At 61.8% G+C, this 19,815-nt stretch carries 16 protein-coding genes; 2 read left to right on the forward strand and 14 right to left on the reverse strand.

Annotated elements, in window-relative coordinates; all coding sequences use genetic code 11:
- From K5658_RS18115 to K5658_RS18130, 4 genes are all read right to left on the reverse strand, one after another.
- On the reverse strand, positions 1–1,377 hold the full coding sequence (locus K5658_RS18115) for a DUF2252 domain-containing protein (protein WP_221064492.1): 1,377 nt from the start codon (positions 1,375–1,377) through the stop codon (positions 1–3).
- A 135-nt stretch (positions 1,378–1,512) separates the two neighbouring features.
- The gene (locus tag K5658_RS18120) at positions 1,513–2,121 is read right to left on the reverse strand and encodes a class I SAM-dependent methyltransferase (RefSeq protein WP_221064493.1); all 609 of its coding nucleotides are present in this window, start codon (positions 2,119–2,121) and stop codon (positions 1,513–1,515) included.
- Positions 2,122–2,163: 42 nt separating this feature from the next.
- Positions 2,164–4,398, reverse strand: a complete 2,235-nt coding sequence (gene parC, locus K5658_RS18125; RefSeq protein WP_221064494.1) for a DNA topoisomerase IV subunit A — start codon at positions 4,396–4,398, stop codon at positions 2,164–2,166.
- 250 nt (positions 4,399–4,648) lie between these two features.
- The gene (locus K5658_RS18130) at positions 4,649–6,514 is read right to left on the reverse strand and encodes an RNA-binding domain-containing protein (RefSeq protein WP_221064495.1); all 1,866 of its coding nucleotides are present in this window, start codon (positions 6,512–6,514) and stop codon (positions 4,649–4,651) included.
- Between the two features lie 181 nt (positions 6,515–6,695).
- Here K5658_RS18130 and pyrC point away from each other — a divergent pair, with 181 nt between their 5' ends.
- On the forward strand, positions 6,696–7,730 hold the full coding sequence (gene pyrC, locus K5658_RS18135) for a dihydroorotase (RefSeq protein ID WP_221064496.1): 1,035 nt from the start codon (positions 6,696–6,698) through the stop codon (positions 7,728–7,730).
- A gap of 71 nt (positions 7,731–7,801) precedes the next feature.
- The gene (locus K5658_RS18140; RefSeq protein WP_221064497.1) at positions 7,802–9,349 is read left to right on the forward strand and encodes an amino acid permease; all 1,548 of its coding nucleotides are present in this window, start codon (positions 7,802–7,804) and stop codon (positions 9,347–9,349) included.
- 48 nt (positions 9,350–9,397) lie between these two features.
- Here the strand turns inward: K5658_RS18140 and K5658_RS18145 are convergent, their stop codons facing one another.
- The 10 genes from K5658_RS18145 to K5658_RS18190 all read right to left on the reverse strand — a co-directional run bounded on the left by K5658_RS18145 (position 9,398) and on the right by K5658_RS18190 (position 19,731).
- The gene (locus K5658_RS18145) at positions 9,398–10,033 is read right to left on the reverse strand and encodes a hypothetical protein (protein WP_221064498.1); all 636 of its coding nucleotides are present in this window, start codon (positions 10,031–10,033) and stop codon (positions 9,398–9,400) included.
- Positions 10,034–10,124: 91 nt separating this feature from the next.
- On the reverse strand, positions 10,125–11,189 hold the full coding sequence (gene hemE / locus K5658_RS18150; RefSeq protein WP_221064499.1) for a uroporphyrinogen decarboxylase: 1,065 nt from the start codon (positions 11,187–11,189) through the stop codon (positions 10,125–10,127).
- Positions 11,190–11,258: 69 nt separating this feature from the next.
- Entirely contained in the window at positions 11,259–12,827 is a 1,569-nt protein-coding gene (locus tag K5658_RS18155) for an ATP-binding protein (protein ID WP_221064500.1), read from the reverse strand.
- Positions 12,814–13,896, reverse strand: a complete 1,083-nt coding sequence (gene aroB, locus K5658_RS18160) for a 3-dehydroquinate synthase (RefSeq protein WP_221064501.1) — start codon at positions 13,894–13,896, stop codon at positions 12,814–12,816. The genes K5658_RS18155 and aroB overlap by 14 nt, the downstream gene beginning before the upstream one ends.
- Positions 13,893–14,432, reverse strand: coding sequence for a shikimate kinase AroK (gene aroK / locus K5658_RS18165; RefSeq protein ID WP_221064502.1), 540 nt, complete (start codon positions 14,430–14,432; stop codon positions 13,893–13,895). Before aroK ends, aroB begins: the two co-directional genes overlap by 4 nt.
- A 120-nt stretch (positions 14,433–14,552) precedes the next feature.
- Positions 14,553–16,802: a type IV pilus secretin PilQ gene (locus K5658_RS18170; protein WP_246628488.1), complete on the reverse strand. Its 2,250-nt coding sequence runs from the start codon at positions 16,800–16,802 to the stop codon at positions 14,553–14,555.
- On the reverse strand, positions 16,799–17,269 hold the full coding sequence (locus K5658_RS18175; protein WP_246628489.1) for a pilus assembly protein PilP: 471 nt from the start codon (positions 17,267–17,269) through the stop codon (positions 16,799–16,801). Before K5658_RS18175 ends, K5658_RS18170 begins: the two co-directional genes overlap by 4 nt.
- A gap of 109 nt (positions 17,270–17,378) precedes the next feature.
- Positions 17,379–18,056 carry a type IV pilus inner membrane component PilO gene (locus K5658_RS18180; RefSeq protein WP_221064504.1) on the reverse strand — a complete coding sequence of 226 codons (678 nt, stop codon included), beginning with the start codon at positions 18,054–18,056 and terminating at the stop codon, positions 17,379–17,381.
- Positions 18,053–18,670 carry a PilN domain-containing protein gene (locus K5658_RS18185; RefSeq protein WP_221064505.1) on the reverse strand — a complete coding sequence of 206 codons (618 nt, stop codon included), beginning with the start codon at positions 18,668–18,670 and terminating at the stop codon, positions 18,053–18,055. Before K5658_RS18185 ends, K5658_RS18180 begins: the two co-directional genes overlap by 4 nt.
- A complete protein-coding gene (locus K5658_RS18190; protein ID WP_221064506.1) occupies positions 18,670–19,731 on the reverse strand; it encodes a pilus assembly protein PilM in 1,062 nt (353 codons plus the stop codon). The genes K5658_RS18185 and K5658_RS18190 overlap by 1 nt, the downstream gene beginning before the upstream one ends.
- Positions 19,732–19,815: the final 84 nt, after the last annotated feature.

Raw genomic sequence — 19,815 nt, forward strand, 5'->3', positions numbered from 1 at the left:
TCAGTACAAGGTGGCCCCGCCGTTCTTGGCGGCGACGAAATCGGCGTAATCCTGCTCGACCTGGGCGGTATAGCCCAGGGCGAAGTTGAGGATTTCGGTCTTGAAGGCCGAACCGTTCGCGCCGATCACATCGGTGATTTCCTTATCCATGCTGGAAGCGATCAGGGTGGAATCGTAATCCTTGTCCGCAAGGGCGTGGTTCTTCGCCACCGCCTGCCCCATGTATTTCACCGCGTCGTTGAACTTGGTGTAGGTGGTCAGCAAGGTGTAATCGAAATCCTCCTGGTACGGCGAACGCTCGTGCAGGTAGAACGCCATGCCGTTCATACTGGTCGAGCCCACTAACACATCGGCGTTGTTCAGCAAGGCCTTATGGCTCATCGCGACGCGGACGCCGTTGTGGTAGCCATAGGCCGAGGCCGGCATCGCGCCCGGTGCGGCAAGGGCGGCCGCGCTGTCGGATTCCTGTTTCATTTCCAAGATCACGTCGTCGCTGGTCGCGGTGGACGGTCCCTCGATCAACAGATAGTAACGATAGCGCCCCAGGCTGCCGGTGCCCGCGCCCAGGCGCAGGGCCGCACCCTTGAGGGTGTAGAAGCTATTGGCATAGCGCTTGGAGGAAGCGATGGAGCCGATATAGCCGGGCATGGCCGCATTGAGGGCGGACAAAGTCGCGCTATTGACCAGTTGCAAGGTGCTGGACGCCACGAACTGACGCACCCCGGAAGTCACGGCGGTGTATTTCGCCAGGAGGTTGGAACGGGTCTTGGCATCCGCCGCCTGGATGGCGTCCTTGACCACGCCGTTGGTGTTGGCCGTGGTCAGGCGCCAGGTCTTCTCGTTGTCGTTGCCCTTGAAGGCGGCGATCTGGGTGAGGTAGGCATCGACGAAATTCTTGACCAGGGATTGGCGGTCACTGCTGGCAATGCCGTTTTCCTTGGCGGCGAGGACGATGGCGACCGCCATGCGGCGGATATCCCAGACATAGGGCCCCCAATAAGCCTCGTCGAAATCGTTGGTGTCGAACACCGCGTTGCCGTTGGCGTCGCGGAAACCGCCCAGGTTCTGCATATGCATATCGCCTTCCAGCCACGCCCCGTCGGTTAGGTAATTACTGAAATACGAGGTCGGCCAAACCGCTGTGTTCGCCATATCGGCGTAGAACAGATGGGCCGTGCCCCGGTAAAAATAGAAGGCACCCTGAGCCATCTTGTCCATCTTGATCGCCAACTCCCCTGGCAGGTTGGCGGCGAAGGGATGGTTGTAGGCGTAGATTTTCTGCACCAACCAGGATTGGCGGCTGGTGGCGGCTTCGGCACCGGTGGCGAGCGCAAGCAGGGCGAGCAGCCCGGCGGTGAGGGTGGTGCGGATGGACATGATGGGGTTCCCCTTGCAAAAAAGCGCGGACTGTAACCTCTTCCGGGGCGGGGCCGTCACCTTTGGACGGTGACGGTTGTGTGAACAGGCCGGGGACGCTTGGCCTGCCAGCACCGCGCTATCCCAGGACGATGCTCACCCCGAGTTCCGCACACCCACCTTATCCAACACAAACAACCGATCCATCCCGCCGCAAATCGCTCCGCTATGGCGCAGCGCGGGCCGGTAAGCCGCGAACAACTCATCCAGCGCTTCCGGCGTGAAGCGGAAATACCCGTCCGCCATGCCCTCGGTCCGCATGGCCCAGGCGATGACCGGCGCGACCCCCGGCAGTTTGGAGCGGGTCAGGCTCCACACCGATTCCGAAATGATCAAGCGTTGTTCCGCCGCCGCGTACAGCCGGGCCAGCATCTCCTCCACCCGCGGGTGGAACTGGTACAGGCTGACCTGGCACACCACGACCTGGGATTTGGGCAAAGGCCCCTTGCCCACATCGAAATATTCCACCGGCCTGCCGCGCCGCCGGGCGCTACGCAGGAAAGCCCGGCTGCGGTCCAGGCCAAGATAGCGGGTTCCTTCCGGCAAATACCGGCTCAACGCCCCGTCGCCGCAGCATACATCCAACACCCCGGCCCCTTCCGGCACCCATCGCGCCACCGCCCGGAACCGCTCGTCGCGGTGACGCCGGTAGGTGAGCGCCATCAGCGCGTGATAAAACCGGCTGTTCGAGTAGAAAAGTGGCATATGACCCTCCCTGTGGCTTGAATTCGATCCCGATCCGCTGGCTCAGACCTGCACCTCGACCCGATCCACCCGCTGGAATCCACGCGGCAGATGATTCCCCTTGCGGCCCCGTGTCCCCTGATAGTGGGCGAGATCGTTGGCCGACAGGCCGATATGGCGCTTGCCGCAATAGAGCTTCAGCCCCGCGCCCGGCGGCACCGCCACCAGATGCAGCACATAATCCTGCCGCGCCGCCAAATCCCCGCCATCCACCTGGATCAGCTTATTGCCCTTGCCCTTGGCCAATACCGGAATCTCGGTCATCGGGAACACCAACAAGCGTCCCTGCGCCGTCACCACGGCGACGGTTTCGGTGTCCGGTGCCAGCACCCGCAGCGGCGGCAAGGCTTCCGAATGCTCGGGGAGGGTCAAGACCAGCTTGCCGGTGCGGTTCTTGGTGTATAGCTCCTTGAGCTGGGTCAGGAAGCCATAGCCGCTGTCGGTCGCCAACAAATACCAATCCTCGTCGCCGCCGGTCAGCACGGTTTTGAACACCGCGCCCGGCGGCGGGTTGAGCCGGCCGGTCAAGGGTTCGCCCTGGGTGCGGGCCGATGGCAGTTCGTGGGCGGGCACGGCGTAGCTGCGCCCGGTCGAATCCAAGAAATAGGCCGGTTGATTGCTGCGTCCCGGCGCGGCCATCAGGAAGGCGTCGCCGGAACGATAGGCCAGGGTACCGGCGTCGATATCGTGGCCCTTGGCGGCGCGGACCCAGCCTTTTTCCGACAGGATCACCGTGACCGGCTCGCTGGCGATGACCTGGGTGGCGTCCAAGGCCTGGGCCGCCTGCCGGGCCACGATGGGCGAACGGCGGGCATCGCCGTAGCGTTCGGCGTCCTGCCGCAATTCCTGCTTGATGAGCGCTTTGAGCTTGTCGGGTGAATCCAAGGTCGCTTGCAGCATGGCCCGCTCCCGTTCCAAATCGGCCTGTTCGCCGCGAATCTTCATTTCCTCCAGCTTGGCGAGATGGCGCAGCTTGATATCGAGGATGGCCTCGGCCTGGATTTCGCTCAGGCCGAACCGCGCCATCAACACCGGCTTGGGTTCGTCCTCGCGGCGGATGATGGCGATCACCTCGTCGATATTGAGGAAGGCGGTCAGCAAGCCCGCGAGGATATGCAAACGGGCCTCGACCTTGTCCAGCCGGAATTCCAGGCGCTTACGGACGGTGGCGGTGCGGTAGTCCAGCCATTCCGCCAGGATGGCGCGGAGGTTCTTGACCTGGGGTTTGCCATTCAGGCCGATCATGTTGAGGTTGACCCGGTAGCTGCGCTCCAGGTCGGTGGTCGCGAACAAATGCGACATCAAGGACTCGGCCTCGACCTTGCGGCCCTTGGGCATGACGACGATGCGGGTAGGGTTTTCGTGGTCGGATTCGTCGCGCAGGTCTTCGACCATGGGGAGCTTCTTGGCCTGCATCTGGGCGGCGATCTGGGCCATGATGTCGTTGCCGGACACTTGGTGCGGCAGGGCGGTGACGACGATATTGCCCTCCTCCACTTCCCAACGCGCCCGCAGGCGCACCGAGCCATTGCCGGTCCGGTACAGGCGCAGGAGGTCGTCGCGGGGCGTGACCAGTTCGGCCTCGGTGGTGAAATCGGGGCCGCGGATGACTTCGCACAGTTCTTCCAGCGTGGTCTCGGGCTGGTCGAGCAGCAGCACGCAGCCCTCGACCACTTCGCGGAGGTTGTGCGGCGGAATATCGGTCGCCATGCCGACGGCGATGCCGGTGGTGCCGTTCAACAACACATTGGGCAGCCGGGCGGGCAACAGGGCCGGTTCGTCCAGGGTGCCATCGAAATTGGGCACCCACTCCACCGTGCCCTGCTCCAATTCGGCCAGCAGGGTCTGGGCATAGGGCGTCAATTTGGCCTCGGTGTAGCGCATGGCGGCGAAGGACTTGGGGTCGTCGGGCGAACCCCAGTTGCCCTGCCCGTCCACCAAGGGATAGCGGTAGGAAAACGGCTGGGCCATCAACACCATGGCTTCGTAGCAGGCGGAATCGCCGTGCGGATGATATTTGCCCAAGACGTCGCCCACGGTGCGGGCCGATTTCTTGTACTTGGCCTGGGCCGAGAGTCCCAGTTCCGACATGGCGTAGACGATGCGCCGCTGCACCGGCTTGAGCCCGTCGGCGATGTTGGGGAGGGCGCGGTCGAGGATGACGTACATGGAATAATCGAGGTACGCCTTCTCGGTGAAATCCTTGAGGGGAATCTGTTCGTGGGTAATCGCGTTCACGGGTTTGGAATCGGCTGATGGCAAGGCGGGCACCAAAGCGGCACCTGGAAGCGGGGGGATTTTAGCGGGTTCGGGTGAAGCTTGTGGTATCGCATCGACCGGACCCGCAGGATCCGCCCCTCATCGGTCGCTAGCGGCGGCACATAGGGCCTGGGTGGAATCTGGGAATCCAGGCAACTAGACGCCTGGATTCGGCGAATATTCGTCCAGCCCACATGGTAGAGGCTGTCGATTCAAAATGGATAAGGCATTAAAACAAGCTTCCGTCCCGATAGCTTTCATTCAAAACATACCCCCCTTTCTGGCCAACCTTAACAATAAAACCAAATTTTTCCAGCTTATTGAAAAAATACCTAACCCTTCTATAAAAAGTATCAAATCCACGAATATCCTGGACGCCTGGATTCTGCTCGCGCCATAAAGCGGTAGCAACCATCTTGGCATTTACCGCCTTCGCTTTCGAAAAGAAAATATGCCGATAAATGATATTCAATATATCCCTTGGCACCTTATCCAAGCCCATCACCGCATCGCCAAACACTTTCGTCAGATCATCCCAATAATCAAGTCTTACCAACACTCTATCCGCCATATAAATTGGATAAATGGCCGTACTCAATGGATGCTTGCTAATCAAACCATTTGACTCCAAGTCGATCAGAGCCTCGAAATGATTATTGCCCGGTGTCAACAAAACCGTATAATGGAGACGCTCATTTTCCCATTCGGACTTGATAAGATAGGCCAGCACCCGTTTTTGCTCTTCAGTAAGCTGTCGGCCATTGGTTCTGCGCTCGATGTAAGCATCGAACGCTTTAAAATGGGACTCCATGCGCTCATCAAGGAGTTGGCCCGCACGCAAAAAAAGGCAAACCTCCTCGGAATATAGGCGGTAGACCGGGAGATCGATGCGATTCTCCAGGCACAGGTTAACCAACGTCGCCATCCCAATCCCCTTACCCTCCCACTTGCGGTATATGCGCAACACATCCGCGAGCTTCGGATTCCGCGCTTTTGCCTCCGGGATAATGCGGCGCAGAGGGGTTTCGTGATCCGCCTGCTCGATAAGAAGATGGGGACGGAATTTTCCAGGATTTTTAATGGCGATATGCCGACCCGGCTTGATTGAAATGATCGCTTGCTTATCCAAAGAATAATCTCGATGGGCCAGCGCGTTATTCACGGTTTCCCGCAAAATCTCCTCTGGATATTGCGGCGTACTCGTACCCCCTCGTTCGGCGGAAATTCCAACCTGTATGTTCCGCAAAACATAAGACAGGCTAGATTCCATCAATGGCAATATATTCCCTATTAAATCCTGTTTGTCTTGAGCGATTTTTTCCGGTACATCCACATAGCCATGCACATGACAGCGAAAGCCCAAATGGTCGGCCGGATATTTTCCGCACACCAACATACCCAAGAGCGTGGCCTGCCCGTCCTTGATAAACTTCTTGCGCTCCAGAAAGGGCCGGGCGGTTTCCATGTCGGCCTTCATGGTTTCCACTTTGATGGGCCGATTCAAATGCTGGATATAATCATTCAGCGCATCCAAATCCAGATCATCAACAGCCGTATCCGGCCACGGCTGTAGCTCGCGGGCATATATAACCTCTTCCCGATACTCTTCTTGCTTATCAATCTCCGTTTCGGTAATCCTACGGTCCCCGGTCAAAAGCCGCTGATAGGCATGGTTTTGATAAAACACATATTTTCGATCTGCCGTTAACTCATCGACAAAGACCAACGCCACCCTACCCTCCAAGAACTCCCGGATTTGCATCGGCGGAAAAGCCTCCCGCAAATCCAACTTCACCCCGTTCCGGTCGGTAAACAAACCGGATAGCTCTTGCGTGAGCTTAGCTTCCGCCTCATCCCGATAACCACTAAATACATAGCGCCGCTCTTGACCTTGCCCCTGTTCCTTGATACCCATTATGATTATTCCGCCACGGGTATTGAGGAAGGCGTTCACCGACCTATGGAATTCCTTCCACTGCCCGCCTTCCGCAGGCATGGGTTTGATTTCAACCGTATCGGTTTCCTGTTCTTCAAACCTCCCTGCGCGGATCAAGCCCGCCAGCCTCGCCAAAATCCTATCGATAACATCACTCATCTTTCGCCCTCTATCTCACGTCCAATCCATATCATGGACTTGGAAAGCCACGGTCGGCCCGCCGCGCCCATACGGCTCCGGTGGTTTTTCGATCTACGCGGCACCGCTGAACACGGCTCCAAACTTGGCATTCTATCCGTTCCTGTAAGATAAGCCCTCTTCAAAAAGCGCCGACATTACCATGCAAACCCTCACCCTCACCCACCCCGACGATTGGCATCTCCACCTGCGCGACGGCGCGGCGCTCGCAAGCGTCGTGGCCCACACGGCGGCGCAATTCGCCCGCGCCATCGTCATGCCCAACCTGAAACCGCCGGTCGCCACCGTCGCCGACGCCCTGGCCTACCGCAGGCGCATCCTGGCCGCCCTGCCCGCGGGCAGCGGGTTCCAACCCCTGATGGCCTTGTACCTGACCGACGCCACCACCCCGGACGAAATCCGCCGCGCCGCCGAAGAACCCGCCGTGGTGGCGCTCAAGCTCTATCCGGCGGGCGCGACCACCAACTCCGACGCCGGGGTGAACCGCCTGGAAGCGCTCTATCCGGTGCTGGAAGCCATGGAACGGCACGACCTGCCCTTGCTTGTGCATGGCGAAACGACCGATCCAGACATCGACCTCTTCGACCGCGAGGCCGTGTTCATCGAGCGGCACCTCATACCGCTGGCGGCGCGGTTCCCCGGCCTGCGCATCGTGCTGGAACACGCCACCACCCGCGAGGGCGTGGAGTTCGTGCGCGACGCGGGGCCGCGCATCGCCGCGACCCTGACCGCCCATCATCTGCTCTACAACCGCAACGCGCTGTTGGTGGGCGGCGTGCGCCCGCATTTCTATTGCCTGCCGGTCCTCAAGCGGGAAAGCCACCGGCTGGCCCTGTTGGCGGCGGCGACTTCCGGCAATCCCAAATTCTTCCTGGGCACCGACAGCGCCCCGCATCCACGCGGGGGCAAGGAATCGGCCTGTGGTTGCGCCGGTTGCTACACCGCCCATGCCGCCTTGGAACTCTACGCCGAAGCCTTCGAGGCGGCGGGCGCCTTGGACAAGCTGGAAGCCTTCGCCAGCTTCCACGGGCCGGACTTCTACCGGCTGCCGCGCAACCAGGGGACGGTCACGCTGGAACGCCGGGCATGGCGGGCACCGGAAAGCTTCCCCTTCGGCGCGGAAACCCTGGTTCCACTGCGGGCGGGCGAGCCGCTGGCCTGGCGGCGGGCCGGATGAGCGGCGGGTTTCCTGTACACTAGCCCCACGCCCCTGTCTCCAAACCCCCACACGACCTAGGAGGAACCCCCATGATCTTCTGGCGCGTAAAGCCCCTGGACGCCATCCTCGCCACCGCCGAGAAAAAGGGCCTGCACCGATCCCTGGGCGCTTGGCAACTGACCTTGCTGGGCGTCGGCGCGATCATCGGCACCGGCATTTTCGTCCTGACCGCCGAGGCCGCGCAGAAAGCCGGCCCCGGCATGATGCTGTCCTTCGTCATCGCCGGCTTCGTCTGCGCGGTGGCGGCGCTGTGCTATGCCGAGCTATCGTCCATGGTGCCGGTCTCGGGCTCGGCCTATACCTATTCCTACGCGGTGCTGGGGGAATTGGTGGCCTGGGTGGTGGGCTGGGCCTTGATCCTGGAATACGCCGTGGCGGCCAGCGCGGTGGCGGTGGGTTGGTCGGGCTATTTCGTGGGGTTGCTGCACAACTCGCTGGGGATCGACCTCCCGATGGCCCTGGCCAACGGTCCCTATGCCGGCGGTATCGTCAACCTGCCCGCGATGGTGGTCAGCCTGTTCGTGACGGGGCTATTGGTCATCGGCACCAAGGAAAGCGCCACCTTCACCGGCGTCCTGGTGGCGGTGAAAATCGCCGCGCTCGCCGTTTTCATCGCCCTGGCCCTGCCGGTGTTGAACAGCGCCCATTTCCAGCCGTTCGCGCCTTTGGGCGGGTCGGGCGTGGTGGCGGCGGCGGCGTCGATCTTCTTCGCCTATGTCGGCTTCGACGCGGTCTCGACCGCCGCCGAGGAAACCCGGAACCCCCAGCGCAACGTGCCCATCGGGCTGATCGGCTCCCTGGGGATTTGCACGGTGTTCTATCTCCTGGTGTCGGCGGGGGCCATCGGGGCCATCGGCGCCCAGCCGGTGGTCGATCCCGCGACCGGCGCGGGGCTGGCGCCGGGTTCGACGGAACTGGCGGCGCGTTGCCAAACCCTGGCCGGTGCCGGAACCCAACCCCTGGTTTGCTCGCGCGAGGCGCTGGCCCAGGTGTTGCGCCAGATCGGCTGGGGCGGCGTCGGCAACCTGATAGGGCTCGCCGCCTTCCTGGCCCTGCCCTCGGTGGTGTTGATGATGCTGTTCGGCCAGACCCGCATCTTCTTCGTGATGGCGCGGGACGGGCTGTTGCCGGAAGCCCTGAGCCGGGTCCACCCGCGTCTCAAGACCCCGCATATCGTGACGATGGTCACGGGGGCGGCCGTCACCCTGGCGGCGGCGTTCTTCCCGGTGGGCAAGCTGGCGGATGTGTCGAATTCCGGCACTTTGTTCGCCTTCATGGTGGTGGCCATCGCGGTGATGATCCTCAGGGTGAAGGACGCCGGGCGGTTCCGGCCCTTCAAGACGCCGGGGGTGTGGCTGGTGGGGCCGTTGGCGGTGCTGGGCTGCTTGGTGTTGTTCCTGTTCCTGCCGCTGGAGGCCAAGCTGGTGTTCCCGATCTGGGGGACGATTGGGCTGGTGTTCTATTTCCTGTATGGCTACCGCAAAAGCCATGTGGCGCGGGGGGTCGTCGATCCCACCGGCGGCGAGGATATCATCCAGGAAATCCGGCCCTTGGCGGAATGCTGCAAGGAGGATTGAGCGGTCGTGGCTGGCCGGTTCCCACGGGGAGCCGGCCAAATGATCGCTCTAATTGAAGCGGGCACCGGCCAGGGACTGGACCGGTTCTATCCCCAGGTTCCGCAGCTTCGCCGCCATGCGGGGGCTGCCGGTCTTCAACCACAGTTCGTACAGGCGCAGGGTATCGCTACCGGGCTTGAGGTGGCTGCGCTCGCCGACCTCGGCCAGCACATCCACGAACACCTGGAACCGCCGCGACAATTCGTCGAACACGGCACCAAACGCCCGCCCCCGCGCCGTGCCCCGGTCCAGTCCGCACAACACCCCGTAGGCCGCGCCGCCCATGGCGATGTAGTAATCGACATCCACCACCTTGCGGTTGAGGCTGGCCGCAAACAAACCGGAAATCAGCAGCGCGACATCACCCAGGCGGCGCAGCTTGTGGCGGCGTTCCTCGGGGTTCGGGGTTTCGGCCGCCTCGGCGTAGAGCTGGGCCAGGGGCTGCAACACCACGCCGTCCCCGGTGCGCTGGAACAGCTTCTCGGCGCGGGTGAAATACGCCAACAGGTTCACCACGTAGTAAACGGTATCCTCCCCGGCCCGGACCCGCTGGTTCGCCAGGGCCGCGTGGATGGAATCCTTGAAATACTCCGTCAGGTTCATGCCGGTGATCAGGGGTTCATCGAATACGCCTTCCGCGTGCATAGCCTACCTCCGCAAATCAAGACTCGACGGCGCGGCCTGACGCCGCGCCCCGCGATCTTTCCAAGCAAATTATCGGCCATGCCCGTCCGCGCTAGCGATGCACAGCCGGGCTGAACTCGTGTACCGCCTCGACCATCGCGCCCACCTGCTCGGGATCGACATCCGGCCACACCCCATGCCCCAGGTTGAAGACGTGGCCGCTGCCGGGACCGTAGCCTTCGAGGATGCGTTTCACCTCGGCGCGGATGGACTGTTTCGGTGCATACAAGGCTTGCGGGTCGAGATTGCCCTGCAACGCCACCCGGTCGCCCACCCGGCGGCGGGCCTCGCCGATATCGGTGGTCCAATCGATCCCCAGCGCGTCGTAGCCCGCGCCAGCCATCGCCTCCAACCACTGCCCGCCACCCTTGGTGAACAAGATGGCCGGAACCTTCCGTTCCAGCCGATCCAGGCCGATCCGTTCCAGCGCCTGTTGGGCATAGGCCAACGAGAACTCCCGGTACTGCGCCGCCGACAACACCCCGCCCCAGGTATCGAACACCATGATGGCATCGACCCCGGCGGCGATCTGCGCGGCCAGATACAGGCCCACGGCCTCGGCAAGCTTGCCCAGGAGTTCGTGCACGACCTGGGGTTCCTGATACATCAAGCCTTTGACCTTGCGGAACTCGCGGCTGCCGCCGCCTTCGACCATATACGTCGCCAAGGTCCAGGGACTGCCGGAAAAACCGATCAAGGGCACCCGCCCATCCAATTCGCGCCGGATCAGGCGCACGGCGTCGGTCACATAGCGCAAGCGGTCTTCCGGATCGGGCACCGGCAAGGCCCGCACCTCCGCCGCCGAGCGCACGGGCCGGGCGAAGCGCGGCCCCTCGCCTTCCGCGAAGCTCAACCCGAGGCCCATCGCGTCGGGGATGGTGAGGATGTCCGAGAACAAGATCGCGGCGTCCAGGCGGAAACGCGCCAAGGGCTGCAAGGTCACTTCGCAGGCCAGTTCCGGCTGGGTGCAAAGGTTCATGAAACTGCCCGCCTGTTCGCGGACCCGGCGGTATTCGGGAAGATAGCGCCCGGCCTGGCGCATCATCCACACGGGGGTGCGTTCGACGGGCTGGCGGAGCAAGGCGCGGATGAAGCAATCGTTGTGCAAGCGGCTCATGGGGCGGTCTTTCCTATGATAGGGCGGCGGGAAGCCTCGGGGCCGCCGCCGAAAATGACAAGGCGGATATTACGGCTGCTGGGCCTTGTGGGGAACCCGCCAGCGCTGGGCCGGGGCGTTGGTGCCGGAGCCCGGCGGGCGCAGCAGATCGGCCTGGATCGATTTGAATTGCCGGGGAATGGCCTGGGTCAAGGGCGGCGGCAGGCCCGCAGCCCCTTCCCTGGCGGCGGCCAGGTTCGGATAAACGCCATGGAACAGCAGGTACAAATCGCCCCGGCCCTTGCGCGAGCGCAGCACGGATAAGCCGCTGTCCGGCGGGAACCGGCCCACGGTCCCGGCCAGGGCGTTGGCCTGGGACATGGCGAGGATTTGCAAGGTATAGGCGTCCGGGTTCTGCGCCATGATCCAATCCACGCCATGCGCTCCTTCCAGGCCGACGGTGGCGGCTTGGAGCCGCGCTTGCTGTTCGGGCGACAGGGGTTCCGGCGGCTGGGCCGCGCCTGGGGACTCCGGGGGCTTGCCCGTCGGCTCGGACGGGGCGGCGACGGGAGGGGCCTGGGAGGCGGCCGGCTCCGGCTGGACCTGGGATTCGGGTGCCGGGGCTTGGGCCGGTTCCGGCCTGGACGGCGGGCCTTGGGGTTCCGCGGGCGGCGTACCCGTCCCGGCTTGTTGCTGCGGCGGAATTTCGGGAGCGGCGGCCTGGGCCGGGGATTCGCCCGGATGCGCGGGATCGCCACCCTCGACCGCCACGGGCGCGGACGGTTCGTGCAACACCGTGCCCGGCACCACCGAATCGGCGTCGGCCTTGGGCGAAGGGAAGGCCGACGGCTCGGGAAGCTGGGGCCTCGGTTTCCACAACCATAGGATCACGCCCGCCAGCAGCGTAGCGGCCAATCCCGGTACCAGCCAACGCATAGGCCGGCCCCAAGGCCGGGATGGCGCGGCTTCCACCGGCTGTTCCAGCAGGCGCAGGGCCGCGCCGGGCGCGCCCTGGGCGCGGGCGTGCCAAGCGCCGGCCTGGGCTTCGGCGGTGGTTTGTTGTGGCGGCAGTCCTGGCTTGGCGGCGATCAACCGGCGCAGGTAGGCGGAAAATTCGGCGGGACTCAGCGAGGGGATTTCCAGCGGCTGGGCATCGCGCAGGGCCAGGGCGTCGGTGGTGGCTTTGCGCCGCAAACCGTGGCTGGGCAAGGCCAGCACGATATGCAGGCTATGATGCTCGCGGGCGAATTCCCAAAGACCGCTCAGCAAGCCCGGCAGCAGGCGGTGAGCGTTATCGAGCAACAACACCAGCAAGCGCCGCTCCTTGCCATAACGCGCCAGCACCTCCGCGCAGGTCCATTCCCCGGCGCTGGCGAGGTTCAAATCCCGCAACGCCACCCGCCGCAATTCCTCGATGATGGATTCATAGGTGGTGCCCGCCGTGGCGGCCAGATAGCACACGCTGGCATAGGCGCGGGCGCTGGACTCCAAACGCCGCAGGAACACCGTCTTGCCCATGCCCTCGGGGCCGGACAAGACGATGGGCTGGGAAAGGTTGACCGCCAGATGCAGCAGCAGGTCGAACTTGCGCTCCCGCGCCTCGGAAAGCAGGGAGCCGTCCAGCGGACCGTCGGCCTGGGCCTCCTCAAGCGCGGCCATACTCGTCCAAAGTGGACCGCAACGGGGCCAGATCGACCGGCATCGGCAAATGCGCCTTGCCGATACATTCGAGCAGGATCAAACGCAAGCGGCCTTCGAGGTTCTTCTTGTCCACCGCCATGTGTTCGAGGAAGGCGTCGGCCCCGAGTCCGGCGGGCGGGCGCACCGGCAGCCGCGCCCGCGCCAGCAGGGCCACGATGCGTTCCACGTCCCGTTCCGCGAGCCAGCCCAAGCGCCGTGACAAATCCGCCGCCTGGCACATGCCTATCGCCACCGCCTCGCCGTGCAGGATGCCGCCGTAGCCCAGGCCGGTTTCGATGGCGTGGCCGAAGGTATGGCCCAGGTTCAAGGTGGCCCGCTCGCCGGTTTCGCGCTCGTCCGCCGCCACCACCTCCGCCTTGTTGTGGCAGGAGCGCTCGATAGCGTAGCCCAGGGCTTCCGGATCGCGCCGTAGCAGGGCTTCCATGTGCTCCTCAAGCCACCGGAAAAACGGCTCGTCGCGGATCAAGCCATATTTCACGACCTCGGCCAGCCCGGCGCTCAATTCGCGGTCGGCCAGGGTATCGAGGGTCGAGAGGTCGGCGATCACGCATTTGGGCTGGTGGAACGCCCCGATCATGTTCTTGCCACGGGGATGGTTGACGGCGGTCTTGCCGCCCACCGAGGAATCCACCTGGGCCAGCAAGGTGGTGGGAATCTGCACGAAGGGCACGCCGCGCTGGTAGCACGCCGCCGCGAAACCGGTCAGGTCGCCGACCACGCCGCCGCCCAGGGCGATGAGATGGGCGTTGCGGTTGAATTTGTGTTCGAGCAGGGCGTCGAACACCGCCAGGGCCGATTCCATGGTTTTGTAAGACTCGCCATCGGGTAGGGTCACGGTGGCGACCTGCTTGCCTTCGAGCTGGTCCAGCACCCGCTCCAGGTACAAGGGCGCGACGGTGGTGTTGGTCACGACCAGGATTTGCTTGGAATCGAGATAGGACGGCAGGAGTCCGCCCCGGTTCAGCAAATCGGGGCCGATATGGATGGGGTAGCTGCGCTCTCCCAGCGAGACGGTGAGGGTCCTCATGGTTTGCTTGGCCTGGAATGGGTTCGGTGGTAGACCCTGAGGATTTGCCGGACGGCGCTACGGCTGGAGCTTTGCCCCGTATCGACGACGAAATCGGCCAGGGAACGGTAGATCGGTTCGCGGATTTGGAAGAGGTCCAATAGTTTTTGGCGCGGGTTTTCGGTGTTGAGCAAGGGACGGTTGGCGTCCTTGTGGGTGCGCTCCAGTTGCTTCTCCACCGGGCAATGCAGGTAGACCACGAAACCATGGCGGCGGATCCGCTCCTGGTTCTCCGGCAACAGGATGGAACCGCCCCCGGTCGCCATGACGATCCCGTCCATTTGGGTCAGTTCGGCCAGCACCTCGGCCTCGCGCCTGCGGAAGCCGGCCTCGCCCTCGTATTCGAAGATCATGGGGATGGTGACGCCGGTGCGCTGCTCGATCTGCTTGTCGCTATCGACGAAACCCACGCCCAGGCTTTTCGAGAGCAAGCGTCCTATGGTGGTCTTCCCCGCCCCCATCGGGCCGATCAAATAGATATTCTTGGACTGTTTCATACCCGGCAGGGCCGGTCGGGCCGACAAAAGCCGCATCATACCATGGCCCAAGGCGCGACCCCGGAAGAAAAAAGGCACCCGCCGGGTGCCTTTTCACGCCCCTGGCGGCGGCTTTCCGCGTCAGCGGGTACTCAAGGTTTGATCGAGGATTTTAGGGGTGATGAAGATCAGCAGTTCCTTTTTATTATCTTCCACCCGGTCCTTGCGGAACATGAACCCCACGCCCGGCAGATCGCCCAGGAAGGGCACCTTGTCGGTCTGGTTTTTCTGTTGCCCTTCGTACACGCCGCCAAGGACCACGGTATCACCGTTGCCCACTTGGGCGCGGGTGATGATCTGGCGCTTCAGGATGGCCGGAACGCCATTGAACAAGACCGACGAAGGCTCGTCCTTCTGGACGAACAGGTCCATCAGGATATTGTCGTCGGGCGTGATATGCGGGGTGACTTCCAATTTCAGCACGGCCAGCTTGAATTGCACGGTGGCGATGGCGGCACCGCCCGCCGCGCTGGTCACGGTATAGGGGATTTCCTGGCCCTGGAGGATGGTGGCCTTGGTCTGGTCGGAGGTGATGAGCTTCGGGGTCGCCACGGTCTCGCTGCGGCCATCGATCTGGGCCGCCGAAAGTTCGAGGTCCAGCAGATAATCGCCGACCTTGAGGAAGGTCACGCCGAAATAGCCACCACTGGCGGCGGCGGCGGTCGAGGCCAGGTTCACCAAGGCATCGCCCGAAACGCCGGTATTGCCGCTCCAGCGCTGTTGCCATTCTTCGGTGGTGCCATCGGGGGCGGTCTGGAAGAACTCCTTGCCGCGCTCGTCCTTGACGAAGGTGGACCGGTTCAACGAGAGGCGCGATCCCAGTTCGCGGGTAAAATTGTTCTCGGCGATTACGATGCGGGATTCGATCAAGACCTGGCGGACCTGCTTATCCAATTGGCGCACCAGTTCCCGCACCCGCTCGATGTTGCGCGAGGTATCCTTCACGATCAATTGGTTGGTCCTGGGATCGACCGTGACATTGCCACGGCTGGACAGGATCGACTGGCTGACATCCAGGGTGGCGGTGCTGGTCAGGGCTTTCGCGCCGGTGATATTGGACTGGCTGGCCGTGTCCTCCACGGTTTTCTTGGTGGTGCCCACCAGGATTTCCTTGATTTCCTCGGCCTTGGTGTAGTTCAACTGGATCATTTCGGTACGGAGGGGCTCCAATTCCTCCACCACCTTTTGGGCTTCCAATTCGTCCCTTTCCTGCTTGTTCAATTCGTCCAAGGGCGCGACCCGGATGATATTGCCTTCCTGGCGCTTCCCCAGGCTTTTGGATTTCAACACCAAATCCAAGGCCTGGTCCCAAGGCACATCTTCCAAACGCAGCGTCACATTGCCCTGCACGGTATCGCTGGCCACGATATTGAGGTTGGTGAAATCCGCCAGGATCTGCAACACCGAACGCACCGGAATATCCTGGAAATTCAGGGTCAGCTTTTCGCCGCCATAACGGAAATCCTTCTTCTTGATTTCTTCCTTTTCCAACTTGGTCAGGGGCCGGAATTCCACGGTCAATAACTTGCCGGTCTGGTAGGAGGAATAATCGTATTCCTCGGACACCGGGGTCACGCTCAACCGGGTATCGCTGCCATCCATGGCCGATTCGATCAACTGCACCGGGGTCGCGAAATCGATGACATCGAGCCTACGGGCCAATTTCTGGGGTAGTTCGGTCTCATCGAGCCGGATCACCACTTTGCGGCCTTGCTGCTTGATATCGACAACGGAATTAGGGTCGCTCAGGGTAATCAACAAGCGGCCTTCGCCCTTTTCGCCGCGGCGGAAATCGACATTCTCGATGCGCCGTCCCGCGCCATAACCATAATAGGCAGGCTGGACACCAGGCGTCGGCGCGGAACTGGAAGATGGGGCCCTGACCACCGGCGCGGTGGACTGCGGCGGGGCGTTTTGCAGGGTGATCAGGATGCGGTCGCCTTCGGCCTTGGCGGTATAGGGCACCAGGTTGGTCAGGTTCAACACGACACGGGTACGCCCGGCGGATTCCACCGCCTGTAGGCTCTGCGCCCCGGCGGTGTTGATGGGGATCGATTTCTTATCGAGACCATTGCTGACCCCCGGCAAATCCAGGGCGATACGGGCGGGATTTTCGGTATTGAATACCCTGGGCTGCACCGCCGGTCCGTTCAGGTTCAATACCAATTGGAGATTATCTCCGGGCAAGGAGGAAAACTCGACGGAAGTCAGCACCAAACCGCCCGCCCCGCATACCGGGATACGCCATAACAAGCCCAGCGCCACGACCACCCAGACGACTATCCGTCCCGACAATCCCCAAGCCCCCGAACCATTCGCTCTCATCGTCATTTGTTTCCCCCGCTCGCTTCCGCCAGGTCGAGACTGGCTTTACGTTCGTGCCAAGCCCCGGGACTATCCGAGAATATTTCGACCAATTCGATCATATTCTCTTTGATATTGATGATTTTCCCATAATTCTTGCCCATATAATTACCGACGCGCACGCGGTGTATGGTGCCGTCGTTGGCGCGCACCAAGCCCCACAACCCCCCCTGCTGGATCACCGTGCCCACCATCCTGAGGCTATCGAGCTCATAGGATTCGAGTTCCTCCCTGGGGCGGCTGGTATCGGGACGGATACCGCTTTCGACCTTTTCCTCCTCGGGTTCCTGGCTCTTTTCGTCGGGAATAAAGGGATCGCGCAAATCCTCGGACTTGAATACGAAAGGCTCGACCGTCTTCACCTCCGGCAAGGGATCGACCATGCCCTTATGGCGGCCCTTCACCCCGGCGACATAGCTTTTCAAATCCGCCATATCGCCCCCCCCGCAACCCACCAGCCCCAATGCCAATACCCAAGGCAACAGACGACCGGGCCGGGTCCGCCCATATAAATATCGATAAGAATGGATCATAGTATCCCGATTATTTCGGCTTATTGGCGGCGGGGGTGGCGGGTTTCGCTCCCGGTGCCCCCGGCTTTTTCGCGCCCGGCCCGGTGGGACCGGCCCCTTCTTCCATATATCGGTAGGTTTTGACCAATGCACTCATGATCAAAGGGTCTTTGCCGCCGCCTTTTTTTTGTGCATTATTGGGCGCGATCTTGATATTGTGTACGGTCACGATCCTGGGCAAGGAAGCCAAGCCGCTGACGAACGTGCCGAACTCCATATAATTGCCGACCACCCGGATTTCTATCGGCAATTCGGCATAGAAATCCTTGGCGATTTCGCCCCCCGGTTTGAACAGTTCGAATTCTAACCCACTGGCCAAACCAGTCTGTGACACATCTACCAATAATTCGGGAACCTGGGTCTTATCGGGCAGTTGCCGCAGCAAATCGCCGAAGGTCTTTTCGATCTCGGCCAATTGCACTTTATATTCCTCGAGGTTGGCGGCTTTTTGCTGTTTCTGCTCGAACGCGGTTTTCAATTGCTGCTCCTTGGCTTCCTGTTGGCTCAGGTTGAGCAGTTGATCCTGGGTATCGAAATAGTACCAAAGCCCGCCCAGCACCAAGCATAAAAAACCGATGATCGCCACCTTGATCGGCGTCGGCCAGGAACCGGCATGTTCGATATCCCAATTGATGTTCGAGAGATTCATGAGGGCTTTTTCCGCTGGCTATCTTTGGGGCTAGGCTCGGCGGTCTTCTCACCGGCCTGCTTGACTTGCAGGGTGAATTTGCTGCCACGCAGGTCTTTCTGGTCCTTGGCGGGTTTATCCTTGCCATCCAGCTTGTTTTCGATGATATTCAACACCGGGTCTTGCAACCAAGGCGAAGATTCCAGATTGCGCATATAAGCCGAAACCCTGGAGTTGGATTGGGCGACGCCATTCATGGTCAGGCTCTTATCCGATTGGGTGAGGTCGGAGAGGAAAACCCCTTCGGGAATGGTACGCGCCAACTCATCGAACAGGTGGACGATTTCCGGGCGGCTGGTTTGCAATTGCTGGATGACTTCCATTTTCGCGATGAAACGCTTCTTCTTGGTTTCGAGTTCCTCGATTTCCTTGATTTTCTTATCGAATACCGCGACCTCGCTTTCCAGGAACTTATTGCGCTGTTCCTGATAATCGGTCATCGATTGAATCTGCAAATGCACCGACAGCAGTATCGTGGCGCTCAGCCCCATCGCCAAGGCGGTGATCGTGAAGAATTCCTGTTGTTTTTGTTTGCGCCGCTCAGCGCGCCAGGGAAGGAGGTTGATACCGGCCATCAGTCGAAACTCCTCAGCGCCAAGCCGCACGCCGTCATCAGCGCGGGCGCGTCGTTGCTCAAATTCTGCGGTTTCACCCGCGGCGACAGCGTCATATTGACGAAGGGATTGGCGACGCTGGTGGGGATGCCTTGGTTTTCCTCGACATAGCGGTCGATACCCGGTATCGAGGCGCAACCGCCGGCCAGGAGGATATGCTCGACGCTGCGATGGGCGCTGGAGGAGAGGAAGAATTGCAGGGAGCGCCCGATCTGCTGGGCCAGGGCGTTCTTGAAGGGTTCGAGGACTTCGGGCCCGTAGTTGTCGGGGAGGCCGCCGTGTTTCTTGGCGAGGCCCGCTTCCTCGTAGGACAGGCCGTAGCGGCGCTGGATTTCCTCGGTGAGTTGCTTGCCGCCGAAGCCTTGTTCGCGGGTGTAGATGATGCGGCGGTTGTGGATGACGTTGAGCGTGGTCATGGTGGCGCCGACATCGGCGATGGCGATGGCCTGGTCGGTGCCGCGCTCGAAGAGTTGGTCCAGGATCAGGGAACAGGAGTGTTCCAGGGCGTAGGATTCGACATCGACGATCTCGGCCTTGAGCCCGGCCAGTTCCAAGGCCGCCACCCGGTCGCCGACATTTTCCTTCCGCGAGGCGACCAGCAAGACATCGACCATCTCGGGATTTTTCTCGGTGACGCCCTGGACCACGAAATCCAAGCTAACCTCATCCAGGGAGTATGGGATGTATTGGTCGGCTTCCAATTCGAGCTGGGCTTCCAGTTCGTCCTCGCTCAGGGAGGCGGGCATGGAAATGACCTTGGCGATCACGGCGGAGCCCGGTACCGCCACCGCCGCGTGCTTCAGGCGGGTACCGGATTGTTTCAACACCGCCTTGATGACGTTGCCGATGGCTTCGACCTTGGCGATGTTTTTATCGACCACCGCGTCGGGGGGCAAGGGAGCCACCGCGTAGCTTTCGACCCGGAAGCGCGGGCCGGAGCGGCTGAGTTCCAACAGTTTGATGGCGGCTGTACTGATGTCTATGCCCAATAACTCCGGCTTCTTGCGGTTCAGAAAAAACATCGGGAGGTTCCTGCCTGGCCTGGGTCTGCGCTGCAATAGGTTAGGGTTTTACTCGGCTTTACGGGCGCATCTCGGCGCACATGT

The organism is Methylomagnum ishizawai (assembly GCF_019670005.1).
Lineage (GTDB): Bacteria > Pseudomonadota > Gammaproteobacteria > Methylococcales > Methylococcaceae > Methylomagnum > Methylomagnum ishizawai.

Bases quoted from the DNA above. Each gene is read 5' to 3' on its own strand.
- K5658_RS18120 (WP_221064493.1), bottom strand. From the start codon at position 2,121: ATGCCACTTTTCTACTCGAACAGCCGGTTTTATCACGCGCTGATGGCG.
- K5658_RS18175 (WP_246628489.1), bottom strand. From the start codon at position 17,269: ATGGCGGATTTGAAAAGCTATGTCGCCGGGGTGAAGGGCCGCCATAAG.
- aroB (WP_221064501.1), bottom strand. From the start codon at position 13,896: ATGAGGACCCTCACCGTCTCGCTGGGAGAGCGCAGCTACCCCATCCAT.
- K5658_RS18140 (WP_221064497.1), top strand. From the start codon at position 7,802: ATGATCTTCTGGCGCGTAAAGCCCCTGGACGCCATCCTCGCCACCGCC.
- K5658_RS18145 (WP_221064498.1), bottom strand. From the start codon at position 10,033: ATGCACGCGGAAGGCGTATTCGATGAACCCCTGATCACCGGCATGAAC.
- K5658_RS18170 (WP_246628488.1), bottom strand. From the start codon at position 16,802: ATGACGATGAGAGCGAATGGTTCGGGGGCTTGGGGATTGTCGGGACGG.
- pyrC (WP_221064496.1), top strand. From the start codon at position 6,696: ATGCAAACCCTCACCCTCACCCACCCCGACGATTGGCATCTCCACCTG.
- K5658_RS18155 (WP_221064500.1), bottom strand. From the start codon at position 12,827: ATGGCCGCGCTTGAGGAGGCCCAGGCCGACGGTCCGCTGGACGGCTCC.
- K5658_RS18185 (WP_221064505.1), bottom strand. From the start codon at position 18,670: ATGGCCGGTATCAACCTCCTTCCCTGGCGCGCTGAGCGGCGCAAACAA.
- K5658_RS18190 (WP_221064506.1), bottom strand. From the start codon at position 19,731: ATGTTTTTTCTGAACCGCAAGAAGCCGGAGTTATTGGGCATAGACATC.
- aroK (WP_221064502.1), bottom strand. From the start codon at position 14,432: ATGAAACAGTCCAAGAATATCTATTTGATCGGCCCGATGGGGGCGGGG.
- hemE (WP_221064499.1), bottom strand. From the start codon at position 11,189: ATGAGCCGCTTGCACAACGATTGCTTCATCCGCGCCTTGCTCCGCCAG.
- K5658_RS18115 (WP_221064492.1), bottom strand. From the start codon at position 1,377: ATGTCCATCCGCACCACCCTCACCGCCGGGCTGCTCGCCCTGCTTGCG.
- K5658_RS18130 (WP_221064495.1), bottom strand. From the start codon at position 6,514: ATGAGTGATGTTATCGATAGGATTTTGGCGAGGCTGGCGGGCTTGATC.
- K5658_RS18180 (WP_221064504.1), bottom strand. From the start codon at position 18,056: ATGAATCTCTCGAACATCAATTGGGATATCGAACATGCCGGTTCCTGG.